The organism is Enterobacter sp. BIDMC92 (assembly GCF_001030225.1).
In the GTDB taxonomy this organism is placed as follows: domain Bacteria; phylum Pseudomonadota; class Gammaproteobacteria; order Enterobacterales; family Enterobacteriaceae; genus Enterobacter; species Enterobacter sichuanensis.
In genome coordinates this window covers 2,335,605-2,352,329 of sequence record NZ_KQ087598.1, presented here as the reverse complement: position 1 = coordinate 2,352,329, position 16,725 = coordinate 2,335,605, and the positions used below count along the sequence as shown (strand labels likewise).

At 54.5% G+C, this 16,725-nt stretch carries 19 protein-coding genes; 6 read left to right on the top strand and 13 right to left on the bottom strand.

The window, feature by feature from the left end:
• Nucleotides 1-458: 458 nt before the first annotated feature.
• Nucleotides 459-1,367 (bottom strand): LysR family transcriptional regulator, encoded by a 909-nt coding sequence (locus SP99_RS11055; RefSeq protein ID WP_047958602.1) that lies wholly within the window; start codon nt 1,365-1,367, stop codon nt 459-461.
• A gap of 95 nt (nt 1,368-1,462) precedes the next feature.
• Between SP99_RS11055 and SP99_RS11050 the strand changes: the two genes are divergently transcribed.
• The 3 genes from SP99_RS11050 to SP99_RS11040 all read left to right on the top strand — a co-directional run bounded on the left by SP99_RS11050 (nt 1,463) and on the right by SP99_RS11040 (nt 3,416).
• A complete protein-coding gene (locus tag SP99_RS11050) occupies nt 1,463-2,425 on the top strand; it encodes an NAD-dependent epimerase/dehydratase family protein (protein WP_047958601.1) in 963 nt (320 codons plus the stop codon).
• A gap of 81 nt (nt 2,426-2,506) precedes the next feature.
• The gene (locus SP99_RS11045) at nt 2,507-2,950 is read left to right on the top strand and encodes a PACE efflux transporter (protein ID WP_025756445.1); all 444 of its coding nucleotides are present in this window, start codon (nt 2,507-2,509) and stop codon (nt 2,948-2,950) included.
• Between the two features lie 94 nt (nt 2,951-3,044).
• Nucleotides 3,045-3,416 (top strand): VOC family protein, encoded by a 372-nt coding sequence (locus tag SP99_RS11040; protein WP_025756444.1) that lies wholly within the window; start codon nt 3,045-3,047, stop codon nt 3,414-3,416.
• A 12-nt stretch (nt 3,417-3,428) separates the two neighbouring features.
• On the opposite strand, the gene SP99_RS11035 is transcribed toward SP99_RS11040, so the two are convergent.
• Entirely contained in the window at nt 3,429-4,196 is a 768-nt protein-coding gene (locus SP99_RS11035; protein WP_047959808.1) for a DeoR/GlpR family DNA-binding transcription regulator, read from the bottom strand.
• A gap of 86 nt (nt 4,197-4,282) precedes the next feature.
• On the opposite strand from SP99_RS11035, the gene SP99_RS11030 reads away from it, so the two are divergent.
• Both SP99_RS11030 and tam read left to right on the top strand, forming a co-directional pair.
• Nucleotides 4,283-4,867, top strand: coding sequence for an NUDIX hydrolase (locus SP99_RS11030; RefSeq protein WP_025756442.1), 585 nt, complete (start codon nt 4,283-4,285; stop codon nt 4,865-4,867).
• An 83-nt stretch (nt 4,868-4,950) separates the two neighbouring features.
• A complete protein-coding gene (tam, locus tag SP99_RS11025) occupies nt 4,951-5,709 on the top strand; it encodes a trans-aconitate 2-methyltransferase (protein ID WP_047958600.1) in 759 nt (252 codons plus the stop codon).
• Between the two features lie 5 nt (nt 5,710-5,714).
• Here the strand turns inward: tam and SP99_RS11020 are convergent, their stop codons facing one another.
• The 7 genes from SP99_RS11020 to SP99_RS10990 all read right to left on the bottom strand — a co-directional run bounded on the left by SP99_RS11020 (nt 5,715) and on the right by SP99_RS10990 (nt 11,721).
• The gene (locus SP99_RS11020; RefSeq protein ID WP_047958599.1) at nt 5,715-6,905 is read right to left on the bottom strand and encodes a cytochrome c biogenesis protein/redoxin; all 1,191 of its coding nucleotides are present in this window, start codon (nt 6,903-6,905) and stop codon (nt 5,715-5,717) included.
• 134 nt (nt 6,906-7,039) lie between these two features.
• Nucleotides 7,040-8,338 (bottom strand): ATP-binding protein, encoded by a 1,299-nt coding sequence (locus SP99_RS11015; RefSeq protein WP_047958598.1) that lies wholly within the window; start codon nt 8,336-8,338, stop codon nt 7,040-7,042.
• Nucleotides 8,335-9,075, bottom strand: a complete 741-nt coding sequence (locus SP99_RS11010) for a response regulator (protein WP_047958597.1) — start codon at nt 9,073-9,075, stop codon at nt 8,335-8,337. Before SP99_RS11010 ends, SP99_RS11015 begins: the two co-directional genes overlap by 4 nt.
• Before the next feature lie 44 nt (nt 9,076-9,119).
• Entirely contained in the window at nt 9,120-10,115 is a 996-nt protein-coding gene (locus SP99_RS11005) for an alpha/beta fold hydrolase (RefSeq protein WP_047958596.1), read from the bottom strand.
• Between the two features lie 145 nt (nt 10,116-10,260).
• Nucleotides 10,261-10,701: a GNAT family N-acetyltransferase gene (locus tag SP99_RS11000; protein ID WP_047958595.1), complete on the bottom strand. Its 441-nt coding sequence runs from the start codon at nt 10,699-10,701 to the stop codon at nt 10,261-10,263.
• A 12-nt stretch (nt 10,702-10,713) separates the two neighbouring features.
• Nucleotides 10,714-11,184 (bottom strand): GNAT family N-acetyltransferase, encoded by a 471-nt coding sequence (locus SP99_RS10995; RefSeq protein ID WP_047958594.1) that lies wholly within the window; start codon nt 11,182-11,184, stop codon nt 10,714-10,716.
• A gap of 9 nt (nt 11,185-11,193) precedes the next feature.
• The gene (locus SP99_RS10990) at nt 11,194-11,721 is read right to left on the bottom strand and encodes a hypothetical protein (RefSeq protein WP_047958593.1); all 528 of its coding nucleotides are present in this window, start codon (nt 11,719-11,721) and stop codon (nt 11,194-11,196) included.
• A 117-nt stretch (nt 11,722-11,838) separates the two neighbouring features.
• Here SP99_RS10990 and SP99_RS10985 point away from each other — a divergent pair, with 117 nt between their 5' ends.
• Nucleotides 11,839-12,387: a GNAT family N-acetyltransferase gene (locus SP99_RS10985; RefSeq protein WP_047958592.1), complete on the top strand. Its 549-nt coding sequence runs from the start codon at nt 11,839-11,841 to the stop codon at nt 12,385-12,387.
• On the opposite strand, the gene SP99_RS10980 is transcribed toward SP99_RS10985, so the two are convergent.
• The 4 genes from SP99_RS10980 to SP99_RS10965 all read right to left on the bottom strand — a co-directional run bounded on the left by SP99_RS10980 (nt 12,375) and on the right by SP99_RS10965 (nt 16,634).
• A complete protein-coding gene (locus SP99_RS10980) occupies nt 12,375-13,289 on the bottom strand; it encodes a bestrophin family protein (RefSeq protein WP_047958591.1) in 915 nt (304 codons plus the stop codon). The two genes, SP99_RS10985 and SP99_RS10980, sit on opposite strands and share 13 nt — an antisense overlap.
• Nucleotides 13,290-13,490: 201 nt before the next feature.
• Complete coding sequence (locus SP99_RS10975; RefSeq protein ID WP_047958590.1) at nt 13,491-14,942, bottom strand: tagaturonate reductase; 1,452 nt, start codon at nt 14,940-14,942, stop codon at nt 13,491-13,493.
• A 117-nt stretch (nt 14,943-15,059) separates the two neighbouring features.
• Nucleotides 15,060-15,587, bottom strand: coding sequence for a GNAT family N-acetyltransferase (locus SP99_RS10970; RefSeq protein ID WP_047958589.1), 528 nt, complete (start codon nt 15,585-15,587; stop codon nt 15,060-15,062).
• 81 nt (nt 15,588-15,668) lie between these two features.
• On the bottom strand, nt 15,669-16,634 hold the full coding sequence (locus SP99_RS10965; RefSeq protein ID WP_025756429.1) for a sensor domain-containing diguanylate cyclase: 966 nt from the start codon (nt 16,632-16,634) through the stop codon (nt 15,669-15,671).
• Between the last annotated feature and the right edge of the window lie 91 nt (nt 16,635-16,725).

Below are 16,725 nucleotides of genomic sequence, written 5' to 3'. Positions count from 1 at the left end.
GAAGTTGTTCAAATATAGATGTTCTTGTGGCTTGTATGGACCCCATCTATGGCTATCGCTCACTATCCGATAAGGTCTTGACCACACCGTATCCTGGCTCAACATTCATTCAGGTTCCGTGCGCCCGGTGTCTTTGCTGCCGCATAACACTCTCTCGAATGGACAACTCGTTGTACGCATAAATCCCGGATTTGCGGTCGAATCGGTTTCAGCAAGCGCCAGCGTAAGCACTTCTCCGGATGAACTCTCCGTTCCGTTACCTCGCGTTCATTTTTCTTTCTTTATAAATACAAAAGCATTTACCTCAGTTTTTTGCCTTAGATAATTTCCGTCTCGTTCTCTGATACTCACACCAACTTCATCTTTCAACTAAAAGTAAAGATCTATGATATATGTAGCACTGTAAAACCTCTGGCCTGGATGCCAGAGGTTCCCGGTTGCCATCGGCTCAGGGGATCTCAGCGCTGCGCCCTCTTGATATAAGCCTGTAAATCCTCAGCCAGAAAATCAAATACCGTTTTGCAGGCCTGACTGTGGCGTAAGTCCTCATGCATCACCAGCCAGGTGTCGAGATGCAATGCAAAAAAATCAGGCATTATCCTCTGTAATGGCGTTGGAAAATCGGCCAGTTGTACTTGGCACATACCGATACCGGCCCCTGCCCGTATAAGGTTTAATTGGGCAACGTCACTGTCGGTTCGCACGGTAAACAGCTCGCGGTTTAGCTGAGGAAATTGCTTAAGGGACTGTAAAATAAAGGGTGTAATGGTATCGAAACCCACCAGTGTATGGGTGAGTAACTCCTCAATACTTTCCGGTGCACCATGCCGTGACAGATAGGCCGGCGCGGCATGCAGACCTATTTCAATCTTTCCAGTTCGACGCGCAATCAGTTGCTCCTGCACTGGCGTGGTCATGCGTACTGCAATATCCGCTTCCCGATTCAGTAAATCCTGAACGCGATTAGACAGAACCAGCTCAACGGTTATGTGTGGGTATGCATCCTTTATTCTGGCGATCGCCGAAGGCAGAACCTCCGTGCCGATGATGTCACTGGCAGCAACGCGCACCACGCCGCGTAACCCGGTTGCCCCGGCACTGAAACTGGCCGCCGAGCGCTCAATCATCAGGGCGGTGTTTTCCATTGCTTGCGCATGACCCAGGAGTTCGACGGCTGCATCTGTGGCCTGCAGCCCGGTCTGCGAACGGGTAAATAAAACAAGACCAAGGGCTGATTCCAGCGCTGCAATATGGCGTCCGGCTGTTGGCTGGGTAATGGCAAGCCTGCGGGCGGCTCCTGACAAGGACCCTTCTTTCATCACGGCCAAAAAGGTGCGGTACCATTCCCATGGGATAGTTAGCTTCATACAAAAATGCATACCTGCCTGGTTATATTATGCAATTACATTTAGCCCGTGTAGTCACTAAGATGTCAATCAGGTATCCAACAAGAGTAAAAAAAATGAAAAACACTAATAAGGTACTGATACTGGGCGCAACGGGAGGGATTGGTGGCGAAATTGCCCGTAAATTGATCCGCGATGAATGGGATGTTCGCGCATTGTGCCGCAGAACTCCGCAAAAGGACGAGCACAACTCACATATCCACTGGATTAGCGGCGATGCGCTAAATGCAAAGCAGGTAGAGGCTGCGGCGTCAGAGTGTGGTGTGATTGTCCATGCCGTTAACCCGCCGGGTTATCGGAACTGGGATCGGCTGGTCTTACCCATGCTTCATCACACCATCAGCGCCGCGGAGCGAAACGGAGCGTTAATCGTTCTGCCGGGCACGATTTATAACTACGGCCCCGATGCTTTTCCCCTCTTACGCGAGGATTCTCCTCAGCATCCTGTTACCCGGAAAGGCGCAATACGGGTGCAAATGGAGCAGGCTCTTTCAGACTATGCGCAGCGTGGCGGAAAGGTGCTGATTTTGCGTGCGGGGGATTTTTTTGGTCCCCGTGCAGGTAACAACTGGTTTTCACAGGGATTAGTTAAACCGGGTCACCCGCCGCTGATCGTTAAACAACCCGGGAAAGCCGGAACAGGCCATCAGTGGGCATATCTGCCGGATGTCGCCGAAACGTTCGCAGCACTGCTGGCGCGTCGGGATGAGCTTGAACCGTTTTCCCGTTTCCACATGCGCGGGCATTGGGATCCTGATGGAACAACGATGGCCGCAGCCATAACATTAGCCGCAGAGCGTGCCGGGGTTAAGGCGAAAGTGAAAATGTTTCCCTGGTGGCTGGTCTCCGCGATGAGTCCCTTTAACACCACACTGCGTGAGATGCAGGAGATGCGCTACCTATGGGAGCAGACGGTTGAAATGGACAATTCAAAACTGATTGCTTTTTTAGGCCATGAGCCGCAGACCCCCCTTAGCGATGCCGTGCATTCCACATTAGCGGGGTTGGGGTGTATTTAACATAACTTCAAATTCCTCGTTTAGAGAGGATTGAAAAATGTCTGATATACTTAAGCTTTTGATAAATACTGCCCTGAACAAATGGAAATTGAACTGGATAAGAGTTTTAAAGAGCGAATCTTTCATGCCGTCATTTTTGAAGTGACGGCCAACGTTATCATCGCCCTGTCGCTTGCCTGGCTGATGAACGTGTCGGTTCTCCAGTCCGGCTCGCTGTCCGTGATATCTGCACTTACCGCAACGGCCTGGAATTTTGTGTTTAATAAACTCTTTGACTCCCTGCAGAAAAAACGCCAGTTTCAACGAACCTTCCTCGTTCGTGCTATCCATGCGGTTGGTTTTGAAACTGGACTGATCGTCACCTTAATCCCTGTCGCTATGGTGATGCTGAATTTAACAATGACTGAGGCATTTTTTGTTGAAATCGGTCTTGTGCTGTTTTTCCTGCCATACACGATGCTGTTTAACTGGCTTTATGACTACCTGCGCTGGATATGGGTCGGACGGAAACGCTCTGCCGTGTAGCGAGATATCCGTCACAATGACACGCTCCTGAAAGCATGCGACTCCACTCGCCTTCTATACTCTTAATTTCTCTACATCTTTTCAGGAGTCGACAATGTTTGATCATGTTAAATTCGGCGTGAGTGATTATGAAAAAAGTAAAACGTTCTTCCTGGAGGCGCTAAAGCCGCTTGGGGTGGAGCTCATTGATGAAGGCACGCCAGACTACGGTGTCGAAATGAGTTCAGGTGACGTTTCGCTCTGCCTTTACCAGACCCCGGAAAAACCGGCGCCGCTTCATCTGGCCTTTGTTGCTAATACCCGTCAGCAAGTCGATGCGTTTTATCATGCTGCCCTGCGCGCCGGCGGACGGGATAACGGTGGGCCGGGATTACGCCCGTACAGCGAACACTACTATGCCGCTTTCGTCATCGCGCCTGATGGTCATAACATCGAGGCGGTGTGCCATGCGCCGCAGAGCGTGTAGCTCAACGCTTCTTCACTCATGCCCTGAGGCTAGCACCACGGATACTCCTTTATCCGATAACGCGCGGATCCAGTTCTTATCGGTATTGTCTTCAACGACGATAGTATTTACCGAAGACACGTCCCCGATGACGAACGATGAAGCAGCGTTTATCTTTTCCGGAGACGCCAGGACTACCGTCTCGGCGGCTCTGGCGGAAAATGCTCGTTTGATGCATGCCTCTTCAAAATCACCGGTTGTCAGTCCCGCGTCAGGATGGATACCGGTCACACCCATAAAGAACAGATCCGCGTGAATATTTTCGATCCCTTCGATGGCCGCTGCGCCAACCGCGACAATAGAGTGTTTATATAAACGGCCGCCGATCAGAATGACCTCGATGGACGGATGATCGACGAGCCCCAGGGCAATACTCGGGCTGTGCGTGACCACTGTGATACGCAGGTCAGGCGGTAAAAAGGTAATCAGCGCCGACGTTGTGGTGCCACCGTCGACGATCACCACCTGGCCTGATGAAATCAGCAGCGCGCCTTTGCGGGCCACACGTTGTTTTGCATCCATTTTCACAGACTGGCGTTCAGCAAACGGAGCAACGGCGGAGGATGACGGCAGAGCGCCGCCGTGCACGCGCTGTAAACGCCCTTCTGCCGCCAGCTCGCGTAAATCGCGTCGGATGGTGTCTTCTGAAACATCGAAGAGCACGCTGAGCGCTTTAGACTGGACCTGACCCTCGGCGCTGAGTTTTTCAAGGATCAATTGTTTTCGCTGACTGGTGAGCATCATGACTTCCCAAGGTTGCATGTTTTATCTTGAAACTGCACGATAATGCTGTTTATGATGATTACTCTACGTAAGGAGGAACAAACGTGCAATCAAAACGTGCAGATGTACGCATCATCAACAGTGAAACGCTGTCAGATAACTGGTACGTCCTTAAAAAATACACCTTCGACCTGCAGCGACGTGATGGCGAATGGCAGCGGCAGCACCGTGAAGTCTACGACCGTGGCAACGGCGCGACGATTCTGCTCTATAACCGCGATAAAAAGACGGTGATCCTGACCCGCCAGTTCCGCTTTCCTGTGTTTATTAATGGCCATGAGGATAATTTGATTGAAGCTGCGGCGGGGTTACTGGACAACATGGATCCCGAAAGCCGCATAAAAGCCGAAGCGGAAGAAGAGACCGGCTTTCGCGTGTCTCGCGTGCAGAAAATCTTTGAAGCCTATATGAGCCCGGGCTCCGTCACGGAAAAACTCTATTTTTATGTTGCCGAGTACCAGCCGAAAGACCGTACCGGCACAGGCGGCGGGATCAAGGCAGAGGGAGAAGATATCGACGTGCTGGAAATGCCCCTTGAAGAGGCACTACGCGGCATTGAAACCGGCAAGATAGTCGACGGGAAAACCATCATGCTGCTTTATCATGTTGCGCTGAAAGGCATTCTGTAACCGCCTGCTCTCCTGACGCCTGCCACGGTGCAGGCGTCTGCCTGTGCTATTCTTGCAGAAGCATGCAAAACGGAGAACCGAAGATGGCCGACTGGAACCCTGCTCTTTACCTGCAGTACGGCGCAGAAAGAACGCGTCCTGCCGCGGAACTGCTCGCCAGAATTCCTCTTGATGAGGCCGCCGCCATTGCCGATCTGGGCTGCGGGCCCGGAAACAGCACAGCGTTGCTGAGGCATCGCTGGCCTTCCGCACACATCACCGGCGTTGATAACTCCCCTGCCATGCTCGAGGAAGCACGCGCCGCGCTACCTGACTGCCACTTCGTTGAGGCCGATATTCGCCAGTACAAACCGGCTCAGCCCCTGAGCCTGATCTATGCCAACGCGTCGCTGCAATGGGTTCCTGACCATTACACGCTGCTGCCTCACCTTGTCTCCCTGCTCAGGTTAAACGGCGTGCTGGCGATCCAGATGCCTGACAACTGGCTGGAACCCACGCATGTGGCAATGCGTGAAGTGGCGCTGGAGCAAGACTACCCTGACCGCGGCCGCGAAGCTCTGCCGGGCGTACATGCCTATTACGACATCCTGTCGGAGGCCGGTTGCGACGTAGATATCTGGCGGACCATCTATTTCCATAAAATGAATTCGCACCAGGCGATTATCGACTGGGTCAGCGCCACCGGTTTACGTCCATGGCTTCAGGAGTTGAATGAGAGCGAGCAGAAACGTTTTCTGAAACGCTACCATGAACTGCTGGAAGAGCAGTATCCGCTCCAGGAAAACGGGCAAATACTGCTGGCTTTTCCGCGGTTGTTTATCGTCGCTCAACGTCAGCCCTGAGCCGATTATGAACGGGCTTCTTTGAGCAACTGCTGAATAACTTTTTCCTGTTGCTCATAATCACCTTCGCCAAAGGCGGTATAGCGCAGCTGCCCTTTGGCATCAAAATAGTAATGTGCGGGCCAGTACTGATTGCCGAACGCATTCCAGATTTGATAGTTGTTGTCCGTCACCACCCGATACGGCAGTTGCCATTTATTGACCGCATTTTTTACCGACGAAAGAGGTTTTTCCCAGGGATATTCCGGAGTATGGACCCCAATCACGACCAACCCCTGAGATTGGTATTTGGTGGCCCAGTCCCTCACATGGGGGAGCGTATGCTGGCAGTTGATACAGTCCCACGTCCAGAAATCGATCAGGACAACCTTCCCCCGCAATGATTCAGACGTGACAGGGTCACCGTTTATCCACCCTGTTCCACCGCTTAGCGACGGCAACTGGCTGCTGGGTTCGGTCATGACTACCGGCTGGAGCTTCACCGGCGTGGTCGCAGGCTTCGCCAGATTTAAGAGCGCGGTCTCAAGACGGTCTGCGACGCCGTTTGCCCCTTTCAGCAGCGAAGTCATCCCTGTCGCGTTCAGGACGACTGCCGCTAACATCACCACTCCCGCCCCCTGGCGCAGCTTCGCCATCAGTGCCGACTTTGCTCTTAACGGTGCCATCAGCGTGCGGCCGCCGAACCCGAGCAAACCCAGCATCAGCGCGCATCCGCTGCCATAGGCGGCCAGCAGTGCGCCGGTAGCGATGGCCGAATGCCCCGCGATATTAATGCTGAAAATAGCGCCCAGAATGGGCCCCGCGCAGGGTGACCAGAGCAACCCGACCGCCAGCCCGGCCAGAAACGCTGATGCCATATCGCGCGTTTGTCCGCTTCGGGTGTTGAGGACGTTTCCGGCGCTCACGGCAGGGCCCGCCATGCGCTGGGCGAAGGACGGGAAAATTAAGGCCAGCGCGGCGGCGGCCAGAATGACGAGCGCGATCCAGCGCCCGATAAGGGTGGCTTGCGTTATCCACTCGCTGGCGACAGTGACGACCATCGCGACCAGAGTGAACATCACGATCATCCCCGCGAGCAGCGCCAGAATATGGCGCCGCTGCCCCTGAAAACCGGCAAACAGGAGTGGAATAACCGGGAGCGTACATGGACTGAGCAGGCTGATCATCCCGCCCAGAAAAGCGATTACCAGAAACATAGTGACCTCACAAAACAAGTCCTGCGACGCTGCAGTGAGGCTATTTCATCGTACGGATGTGTTCCGGATGTGTGCAAATTCACAGGTTTTGTCTGGCTTTGTATCCTGGTAGCGGGAGATACAAAGCCGTACAATTAACGGCGCGGAAGCGTAATGGAGACCTGCAGCCCGCCCCCGACGCGATTCGCCAGATTCAGCTTTCCTTCAAGCTGAGCGGTGAGCTGCGCGACGATCGCCAGGCCAAGCCCCGTTCCGCCAGTATCGCGGTTGCGTGATGTTTCAACCCGATAAAATGGCTGTAAAACCGCCTCAAGCTCGGCGTCGGGGATCCCCGGTCCGTCGTCCGCAATGTGAATAACTACCTCGCTCTCAGACGAATCATCTATCGCAATCGTGGCTCGCTCGCCGAATTTGAGAGCGTTATCCAACAGGTTGGTCATTACCCGTCGTAGCGCCTGCGGGCGCGTAACAATCGGCAGGCGGGTCTCGTTTGCCTGAAACTGCACGTTTTTACCGATATCCTGATAATCGCAGGCGATGCTGTTGACCCAGGCGTTGAGCTCCAGCTTCAGAGAGGTCTCTTCCAGGGATTCTGATGACCGGGCATAGGCAATACCCTCCCGCACCAGACGCGTCATGCTATCAAGATCGTTCAGGAGCTTGTCGCGAAGTTCAGGCTCCCCGGCCATTTCGACGCGCAATTTCATGCGGGTTATGGGTGTCTGGAGATCGTGCGAAATGGACGCCAGAATCTGTGCGCGCTCCCGCAGGTAGGACTGAATACGCGCCTGCATCGCATTGAAGGCGTGCGCTGCCCGCTGTACCTCCAGTGGCCCTTTCTCGGTCATTGGCGTGCTGGACGCGGGATCCAGAGAATCCACCGCACGGGTAAAGTGCGAAAAAGGCCGCACCACCTGCCGCACGGCTATCCAGGAGCAGGCCGCCAGAAGCAGCAATTGCAGGATGAGCACCACCGGTAGCCAGCTGGCGACGGGCGGCATGCGTGGGATCAGATCGATGGTCAGCGGCGCACCATCGTGTAACGTAAGATGAGCCTGAATATGGGAAACGGCCCCAGGAACCGCGGTAAAGCTGAGCGGGTACTGTGCCGTGAGCGTCGCGGTCAGGGTGCGGATGGCATCCTTTGAACGCTTATCCGTCGGCGCGGCGCCGGGCTCTCCGCGGCCCAGGATATACCGATAGTTACCCCGTTCGAGCCGCCCAAGCCAGGCGGCGCGTTCACTGGCCGGTAACCGGTCTAAAATGGCGACGCTCGTTGCGACATCGTTTTCCAGATTGCCGAGCATCACCGTGCGGGCGCTGTGCATGCGTTCGATCATGACCAGCGTCAGGCTCAGGGCGTTCGCCAGCAGCAGACCGGTCAGCACAACGATCAGTAAACGGGCCAGTAGCGAGCGTGGCCAGAGCCTCATTCATTAGCCTCTTTAATAATCACCGGCATGGTAAAAACATAACCTTCGCTGCGCACGGTTTTGATATAGGCGGGTGTGCGGGCATCTTCATTCAGACGCTGACGAACACGACTCACCAGCAGGTCGATTGAACGTTCAAACAGCTCGGCGTCGCGCCCCTGCGTCAGGTTAAGCAACTGATCCCGGGTCAGCACGCGCTGAGGATGGTCCAGGAACACGCGCAGCAGGCGATACTCCGCCCCGCTGAGCGCCACAATCACCCCTTCAGGATCGATTAAGTGGCGGGCGACGGTATCAAGCTGCCATTCACCGAACATCACCAGCCGCCCGGCTTCCGTTACCTGTAAATTGGGCGGCATTGTGCGAAAACGACGTAAAATGGCTTTGATGCGCGCCAGGAGTTCCCGGGCGACAAACGGCTTCACCACGTAGTCATCCGCGCCCATTTCCAGGCCCAGGATCCTGTCCGTCTCTTCGTTGCGCGCCGTCAGCATCAGAATGGGCAGATCTTTATGTTTGCCGCTGCGCAACTGTCGGCATAGCGTAAGTCCGTCATCGCCGGGCATCATGACATCCAGCACCACCAGGTCGATATGCTGTTTATCCAGCACAACACGCATCTCTTTGCCGTTGGCCGCGCCCGTCGCGCGGTAGCCAGATTTCCCGAGATAATCGACAATCAGTTCACGAATATCCCTGTCGTCATCGACGACAAGGATATGATCAATATGCTCCACCGAACTCTCCTGACTGAGGGGTAACGTATTGAAAATAGCACATATCACAGCTTATCCGCGTCGATAACCGCCTTGACGAAATCCTGCGGATCTTCCTGAGGCGGGTTGTGCCCCACGGTTGCCCCGAAGGTGCGGTGCTCATATTTACCGGTAAATTTAGCTGCATAGGCCTGTGGTGCCGGGTGTGGCGCGCCGTTGTTTCCGCCCTCAATGGTGATGGTCGGGACGGTAATGTTCGGTAAGGCGGCCAGTTTTCGCTCGTAGCTGTCGTATTTCCTTTCCCCTTTTTCCAGCCCTAACCGCCAGCGATAGTTGCTGAGCGTCACCGCGACGTGATCCGGGTTATCAAGGGATTTGGCGCTGGCGTTAAAGACCGCATCGCTAAATTTCCAGTCGGGCGATGCCTGCGACCAGATTAAGCGCGCGAAGTCATGCGTGTTTTTGGCATAGCCTTGTGCGCCGCGCGCGGTGGCGAAATAGAACTGATACCACCACTGCTGCTCTGCTTTTGGCGGCAGCGGCTGTTTACCAATCTGCTGGCTGCTGATGAGATATCCGCTCACCGAGACCAGAGATTTCACGCGCTCTGGCCACAAAGCCGCGACGATATCTGCCGTACGGGCACCCCAGTCGTATCCGGCAAATACCGCTTGTCTGATATTCAGGGCGTCCATCAGGTTGACGATGTCTTTCGCCATGGCCGAAGGCTGACCGTTGCGCGGCGTTTTTGCTGACAGGAAGCGCGTGGTGCCGTAGCCGCGCAGCGAAGGCACAATGACGCGGTAGCCTTTTGCCGCCAGCGCGGGTGCGACTTCGGCGTAGCTGTGAATATCGTAAGGCCAGCCGTGTAACAAAATGACCGGTTGACCCTCTTTCGGGCCGATATCGACATAACCGACGTTTAGATCGCCGGCGTTAATTTGCTGCGGATGATCAAAGGCGGCCGCAAAATTTGTGCCGGTGACTTCGGCCTGACAGGACATCACGGTGCCAAGAGAAACGGTCAATGCGAGGGTTGAGTAAGCAAGTTTGCTGAACATGTTGGTATCTCCGGTTGAGTACAATTCACGGGGATATCACAACATCTCAATGTATAGCGGATATGTGCGAATGCGGGTTTATTGCAAGCCTGTGTAAGTATCAGCAACGCGGATACAGTGTGATACAAACCCAGGCGTTTAAGCGTTATAGCGAGAGGCGGTAGCGAACGTAGTCGTCAGCCTCAGCGTATTTGTCATAGAGTTTACGCGCCGGGTTGTTCTCCCGGGTAACCCAATACAGTTTTGACCACCCTTCACGCTTGCCTTCGCCAATCAGGGCATCAATGAGTGCTTTACCCGCTCCTGCCCCACGTTCGGAGGCATCCACAAACAGGTCTTCAAGGTAACAGACTGGGGCCGTTGACCAGGTGCCTTCATGCAGAATGCACATCGCAAAACCGATGACCTTTTTGTCCTTCTCTACCACGCGGCAGAACATGGGTGAGCTTTCAGATAGCGCCCTTTCCCATGTTGATGCCGTGACCGACTCATCAAGGTAGCAGTCATAAAAATGGGTATAGCCGTCCCACAGCGGTCGCCAATGGACGTAATCGTCTGCGCGTAAAGGTCTTACCGTAACAGCCATGCGTTCCTCACATTACACATTGATTGCCATTTCAAAACAGCGTAAATCAGCGCCCGCCATGCGCGAGTGATGATATTTTTCGTTCAGCGTGACAAAGCCCAGTTTCTGGTAAAACGTCCACGCGTTAGGCGTTGCATCGAGCGTCAGGCGGGTTATCCCCCGGCTGCGAGCTTCGTGTTTGAGCGCCTCGATAATTCGGGTCGCCATGCCTTTACCGGTTGCCGCGGGCAAGGTGAATATCGCCTCCAGACAGTGGGTATCCAGATCCAGATAACCGGTCGCCGCGACGTGGCCCTTTTCATCTTCCACCACGTAAAATGGATATTCAATGACCATCTGCCGGTAGCGTTCGGGCATCAGATCGGGCGTCCAGCGCGCAATGACATCCGCGTCGTAGCTGGCTTTACAGCCGTGACGAATCGCCTGATTGCGAATATTCCAGAGTGTTTCGGCTTCCTGCGGCTTCGCTTTTCGTAACGTCATATCACCTCTTTAACGGCCTTTTAACCGGATTTCACGTGCAACGCTGGCAAGATGCTGAGTGCGACAATAGAGGGTAAACAGCACAAAGCCGCTGCTATTCATCACCCTCCGACAAAGTATCAGCGCGAAGGATGCAATGACCAGTGGCCAAAGGCTCCCGTCATGAGAGAACAGGAGAAGCAGCGCCTGAACGAAGGTCATGACCAGCAGAAGGATGAACACTGCCATCAACCCCAACAATCCTGACGTCACCCCTCGGGCCAAAAGCACGCTGATAACAATGAGCGCGCCAGTCATGATTAATGATGGTACGAAAAAACTCAGCGCATGCTGTAAAGGGGACAAACCGTGCAACGTGCTGAGAAAAGGCAGAAGGTTTAACGCAAACGCCACCAAAAACAGAGGTAACAATGCCGCGACCGGATAAGGATTTTGACGCGGAAGCTCGCTGAGGGGACGCGACAAAAACCGTTCCTCTTTACCCTGCTGGAGGAGATCCTGAAAAACCCGTCCGACTAAAAAATCCAAAAAACGCATCTATATTTCGCCCATTTTTGGTAGTGAATAACCACAGCACGCCGCGACAGAATGTGATAGAGATGAAAATACCAGAACGCAAACAAAAGCATAACGCTTAAATATGGAGATAGGCGGATGACGATACCGACGCTCACGACAGAACGCTTGCTGCTAAAACCGCTGGTTGCCGAAGATGCGGTCCAGATACAAAAGCTCTATCCACGCTGGGAGATCGTCCGCTATATGGTCTCTTCCGTGCCCTGGCCCTACCCGGATGACGGCGCGGAAAATTATGTTAACAACGTGGCGCTGCCGGATATGGCAAAAGGGATTGCGTGGTTCTGGAGCATAAGACGTCGCGAGGTGCCGGATGCGCTGATGGGCATTATCTGTCTGTACGATATTGAGGATAACAACCGCGGGTTCTGGCTGGCGCCGGAATTTCAGGGACAGGGATATATGCGCGAGGCCAGCATTGCGGCAACGGATTACTGGTTCAATACGCTGAACAAACCGGTCTTACGCGCGCCGAAGGCCGCCGCCAACAGCCGCTCCCGTCGTATTTCAGACAGTAGCGGCATGCGGCTTATCAAAACGGAACAGAAAGCGTACGTCAGCGGCGTGCTGGATTCTGAGCTGTGGGAGATCACCCGCGACGAGTGGAACGCCCGTCAGGTCAATTGATAGTGCTTATCCGGCATCAGCCTTTCCGGAATGTGCTCTTCATCGTTCATCTGCAGCAGATCGCGCTCCATCATGTTGCAGATGGCGTCCAGCGGCAGGTCGTTATCTTCGGTGCCAAACGGATCTTCCAGCTCTTCCGCCAGGGTATCCAGCGAGATAAAGGTGTAGGAAATCAGGGCCGAGACGAAGGGCGTCATGTAGTGCAGGTCCACAACCAGCGCGAACGGCAGCATGATGCAGAACAGATACACCGTGCGGTGCAGAATCAGCGTATAGGCAAACGGCACCGGCGTTGTCGCAATCCGCTCGCAGCCTGAAAGGACGATGGACATGTCGTTGAGTCGGTTATTCAGGCTGTGAAACAGAATGTCTGAGAGTTGCCCGTTACGTCGCCGCACGGCCAGCCACTCCCCCATGATCAGCAAAATACGGTTCGCCGGTGAGTTGGCGTCCATGACTTTAGGTAAATCATCCGCAGCGAGATAGCGTGACAGTTGCTCAGCGTTCAGTTCCCGGCGCAGGGTCATGCGCAGACAGTTGGCAAAAGCAATTTGCAGTCGAACGAATTCGCCCAGATGCTTATCGTCGGGCAAGGTGTTTTTTACCTCGCGAAACAGCGAGCGTGCCGCTATCATCAGCTGTCCCCAGAGCAGCCGGGCTTCAACGTAGCGGGAATAACAGGCGTTGTTTCTGAAACCCAGAAAGATAGCGATCGCCACGCCGAGAATGCTGAATGGCGCCACGGTAAATTTAATACCCAGCGAGGTATACCACGGCAGCATCAGGATAACGGCGATAGAGAGCAGGAAGTTGAGCAGCAATCGGGTATAGATCTTGGGAAGTACCGAACCGTGCCAGACAAAAATCAGTTGTAGCCAGTGCTGTTTAGGACGAACGATCATAGTGAGTTTCAGGAAAGAAAAGAGCGAGGCTATTAAACGTGATCCCCGTCACCGTTGCAAGCTTGTTAACGGGACATTGCATTTTCTCCCCTGATTAGCGAAAACCGCACGGTGCTGCATGTGTTCTTTTAAAAAAAGGGTAAATAGTATGTTGTAACTAAAAAGGTCGTGCTTAAACCCGGCCGAAGCCGGGTGAATGCATTAGCAAAGCGGTTTAACGGCGGCGCGCATACCCTTCAGCAGAATGGCATCCAGATCCAGCGTCACCTGGTCGACAAGCCCGCTTACCTGTGTCAGGTCCTGTTCCCAGTGTTCGTGTACGCTCAGCACCGACTGCACCAGCGCACGGGTACTCAACTGCCGATCGTCGTGCTGCGCCCAAAGCAGCTGGAAACGCGCCAGCCATGCGGCATCATCCTGCACCGGATAGCCCTCCCCGTTACGCTCCGCGCGGTAAAATGCGATCAGCGCCGCTAAGGCAAAGGTCAGGCGTGCCGGTAATTGCCCCGTTGCCTTCTGCCCTGCCAGCAGCTGCGGCAGGATGCGGGTGCGGTATTTGGTCATGCCGTTAAGCGCGATGGAGAGCAGCTGGTGCCTGATGTAAGGATTACGAAAACGCCCGGTTACCGCACTGGCGAAAGACTCCAGCTCGTCACGCGGCAGATCAAGCACCGGGATGATTTCCTGATAAATCGCTTTTTCGACAAACGCGCACACCTCAGCATCGTTCATCGCCTCGCCTACCGTATCCAGCCCGGCCAGGAAGGCGACCGGGACCAGCGCCGTGTGCGCCCCGTTCAGAATGGCAACCTTGCGCGCTTTATAGGGCTTGATGTCGTCGACAATCAGCACGTTCAACGGGTACTTATCCAGACGAAGCTCGCGGGCAAGGGATGCCGGGCCCTGGATCACAAACAGATAGAAATGTTCAGCCGTGTCCAGGAACCCATCGTGATAACCCAGTTCCGCTTCCAGCACGGCCGCTTCATCGCGTGGGTAACCGGTCACGATGCGGTCAACTAACGTTGAGCAGAAGCTGTTGGCGTCGTTAAGCCACTGAATAAAACCGGCAGGCAGTGCCCACTCCTGCGCATAGCGCATGACGAGTTCGCGCAACGCCTCCCCGTTGTAGTCAATCAACTCACACGGAATGATGACCCAGCCTTTGTCCGGCGCGCCGTTGAAGTGGCTGAAGCGCTCAAACAACAGCCGCGTCAGCTTCGCCGGATAACTCACTGCCGGGGCATCGTCGAATGTGTCACCCGCGTGGTAGCTGATACCGGCTTCGGTGGTGTTTGAGAATACAAACCGCATATCGGGATTGTGGGCCAGTTTCAGGAACGCGTCATAGTCGTCATAGACGCTGATTTCCCGGTTAACGGAGCGGATAAGACGGGCGTCACTCACCGCCTCACCCTGCTCATTCAGACCACGAATAATTGTAGTGTACAACCCATCCTGCGTATTCAATGACGGTGGGAAGTCGCTCTGAATCGGGCGAACAATGACGACGCCGGCGTTGAGGTCGGTATGTTCGTTAAGCAGGTCGAGTTGCCAGTCAATGAAGGCGCGCAGGAAATTGCCCTCACCAAACTGAATAATACGTTCGGGATAGCGCGCACCGGGAAAATCACGACGGTTGAGAGTGTTCACCTTGGGTTCCTTTTATAATTAGTCATACAGCCCGATAAGATTGGTACGATAACTTATCAAAACTTAACGACCAGAAACCCTGTTTTGATCAATCCGCGGTGCGGTTGTGCAAAATTATTATAAGAACTTATAGAACACGGAGGTGGCGCTCATGGCGCCGTCCGGCATCAGCGCATAACGCGGGATCTCGCCAACCTTTTGCCAGCCGGCACGCTGATAGAACGTTTCGGCCCCACTGCCGGTGGAGGTATCAAGCACCAGTACCGATATGTCTCTGGCCCTGGCCTCCACTTCCAGCGCTTCCATAAGCGCCATCGCGGCCCCTTTGCGGCGTGCTTTTTCATGTACCAGCAGCTTCGCCACATCGCCACGATGCGGCTGGTTTTCAGGCTGGTCGGTGATGAGCTGAACGGTACCAATGACCCCGTCCTGCGGGTCGATACAGGCAAGCACGAGACGCTCGTTGCGCCCTGCGCTTTCTGCTATGCCGCGCCAGAAAGCGCGGGCCTTATCAAGGCTAAAAGGGAGCATAAAACTGACGGATGCTCCGCCGTTGACGCAGTTTTCGAGGATCGCTGCCAGCGCATCAAGGTGGAGGAGGATCGCTTCCCGGGAGAGGGTTTTGATTTGCAGTGAGGTATTCATTGTTGTTCCTTACGTTGAATACCCCACTTTGCATTTAACATCTTTTTAACGCAAACGGATCGAACATAGGTTTTTGTGATGTCACCGCGAGCGCTGGCGCTGCTGTTTCATGGCATACATCTTTTCATCAGCGTCCTTGAGCCACTGCTGGAGGTCATTACCATTATGATCGAACTCGCTCAGCCCCCAGGAGAACTGCAGCGACCAGGGGTGTAATTTGCGGGCGTTATAGTTTTCTACCTGCTCCACAAGATACTGCATGGCAATCCAGGCGCCTTGCTCGTCAGTATCCGCGAACAGCACCGCGAACTCGTCCCCACCAAAACGCACCAGCAGATCCGCCTCGCGGAAAGAGGCACGCATCAGCTGCGCCATGGTTTTCAGCGCCTTGTCCCCTTCTTCGTGGCCGTAACGATCGTTAATCTCCTTAAAGTGATCCAAATCCAGCCAGCCGAGCGTCAATGGCTCTGCCCGGCGTCTTGCAACGGAAAGTGTGAACCTGACAAGCTGATTAAAGCCCCGACGGTTGAATAATCCGGTTAACTCATCCGTGGTCGCCGCGCTGATTGCGGCAAATTCATCTTCCGCCAGCGCGCCCAGGTCTCCCAGCACGGCAAGATCGGCCGCGGAGAACTCACGAGGCGCGTAATCAATCAGACACAGCGAGCCGACACTTGCGCCATCACGCAAGCGCAGCGGAAAGCCCGCGTAAAAACGCACGCGTGGTTCACCGGCCACCAGCGGATTATCCGCAAAACGATCGTCCTGGAGCATATCCCCCACCACCAGCGGGGCCTCAGTCAGGATCGTATGGCCACAAAACGAGATATTACGCGGAACGGTGTCGGGTGCCTGCCCGTCGGCCGACTTCACGATGAGCGAATGCTCATCAATGAGATTGACCATTGCCAGCGGCACCTGGAAGAAGCGCTTCGCCAGGCGCGTGAGCCGGTCAAACGCCGGGGAACTGTCGATCTCCAGCAGACCCGATTCACGCAGGGAGTTCAGTCTGTCTGTTTCATTTTCAGGGGTTGCAGGTGCTTTCATAATGTCTCCTGACGTAAAGCGTTACTCAAAGCGTAGCTTAAACAGTGACATTGTCAGTGTTCTTAAGCCGCTTACTATTCACGTCAATGCC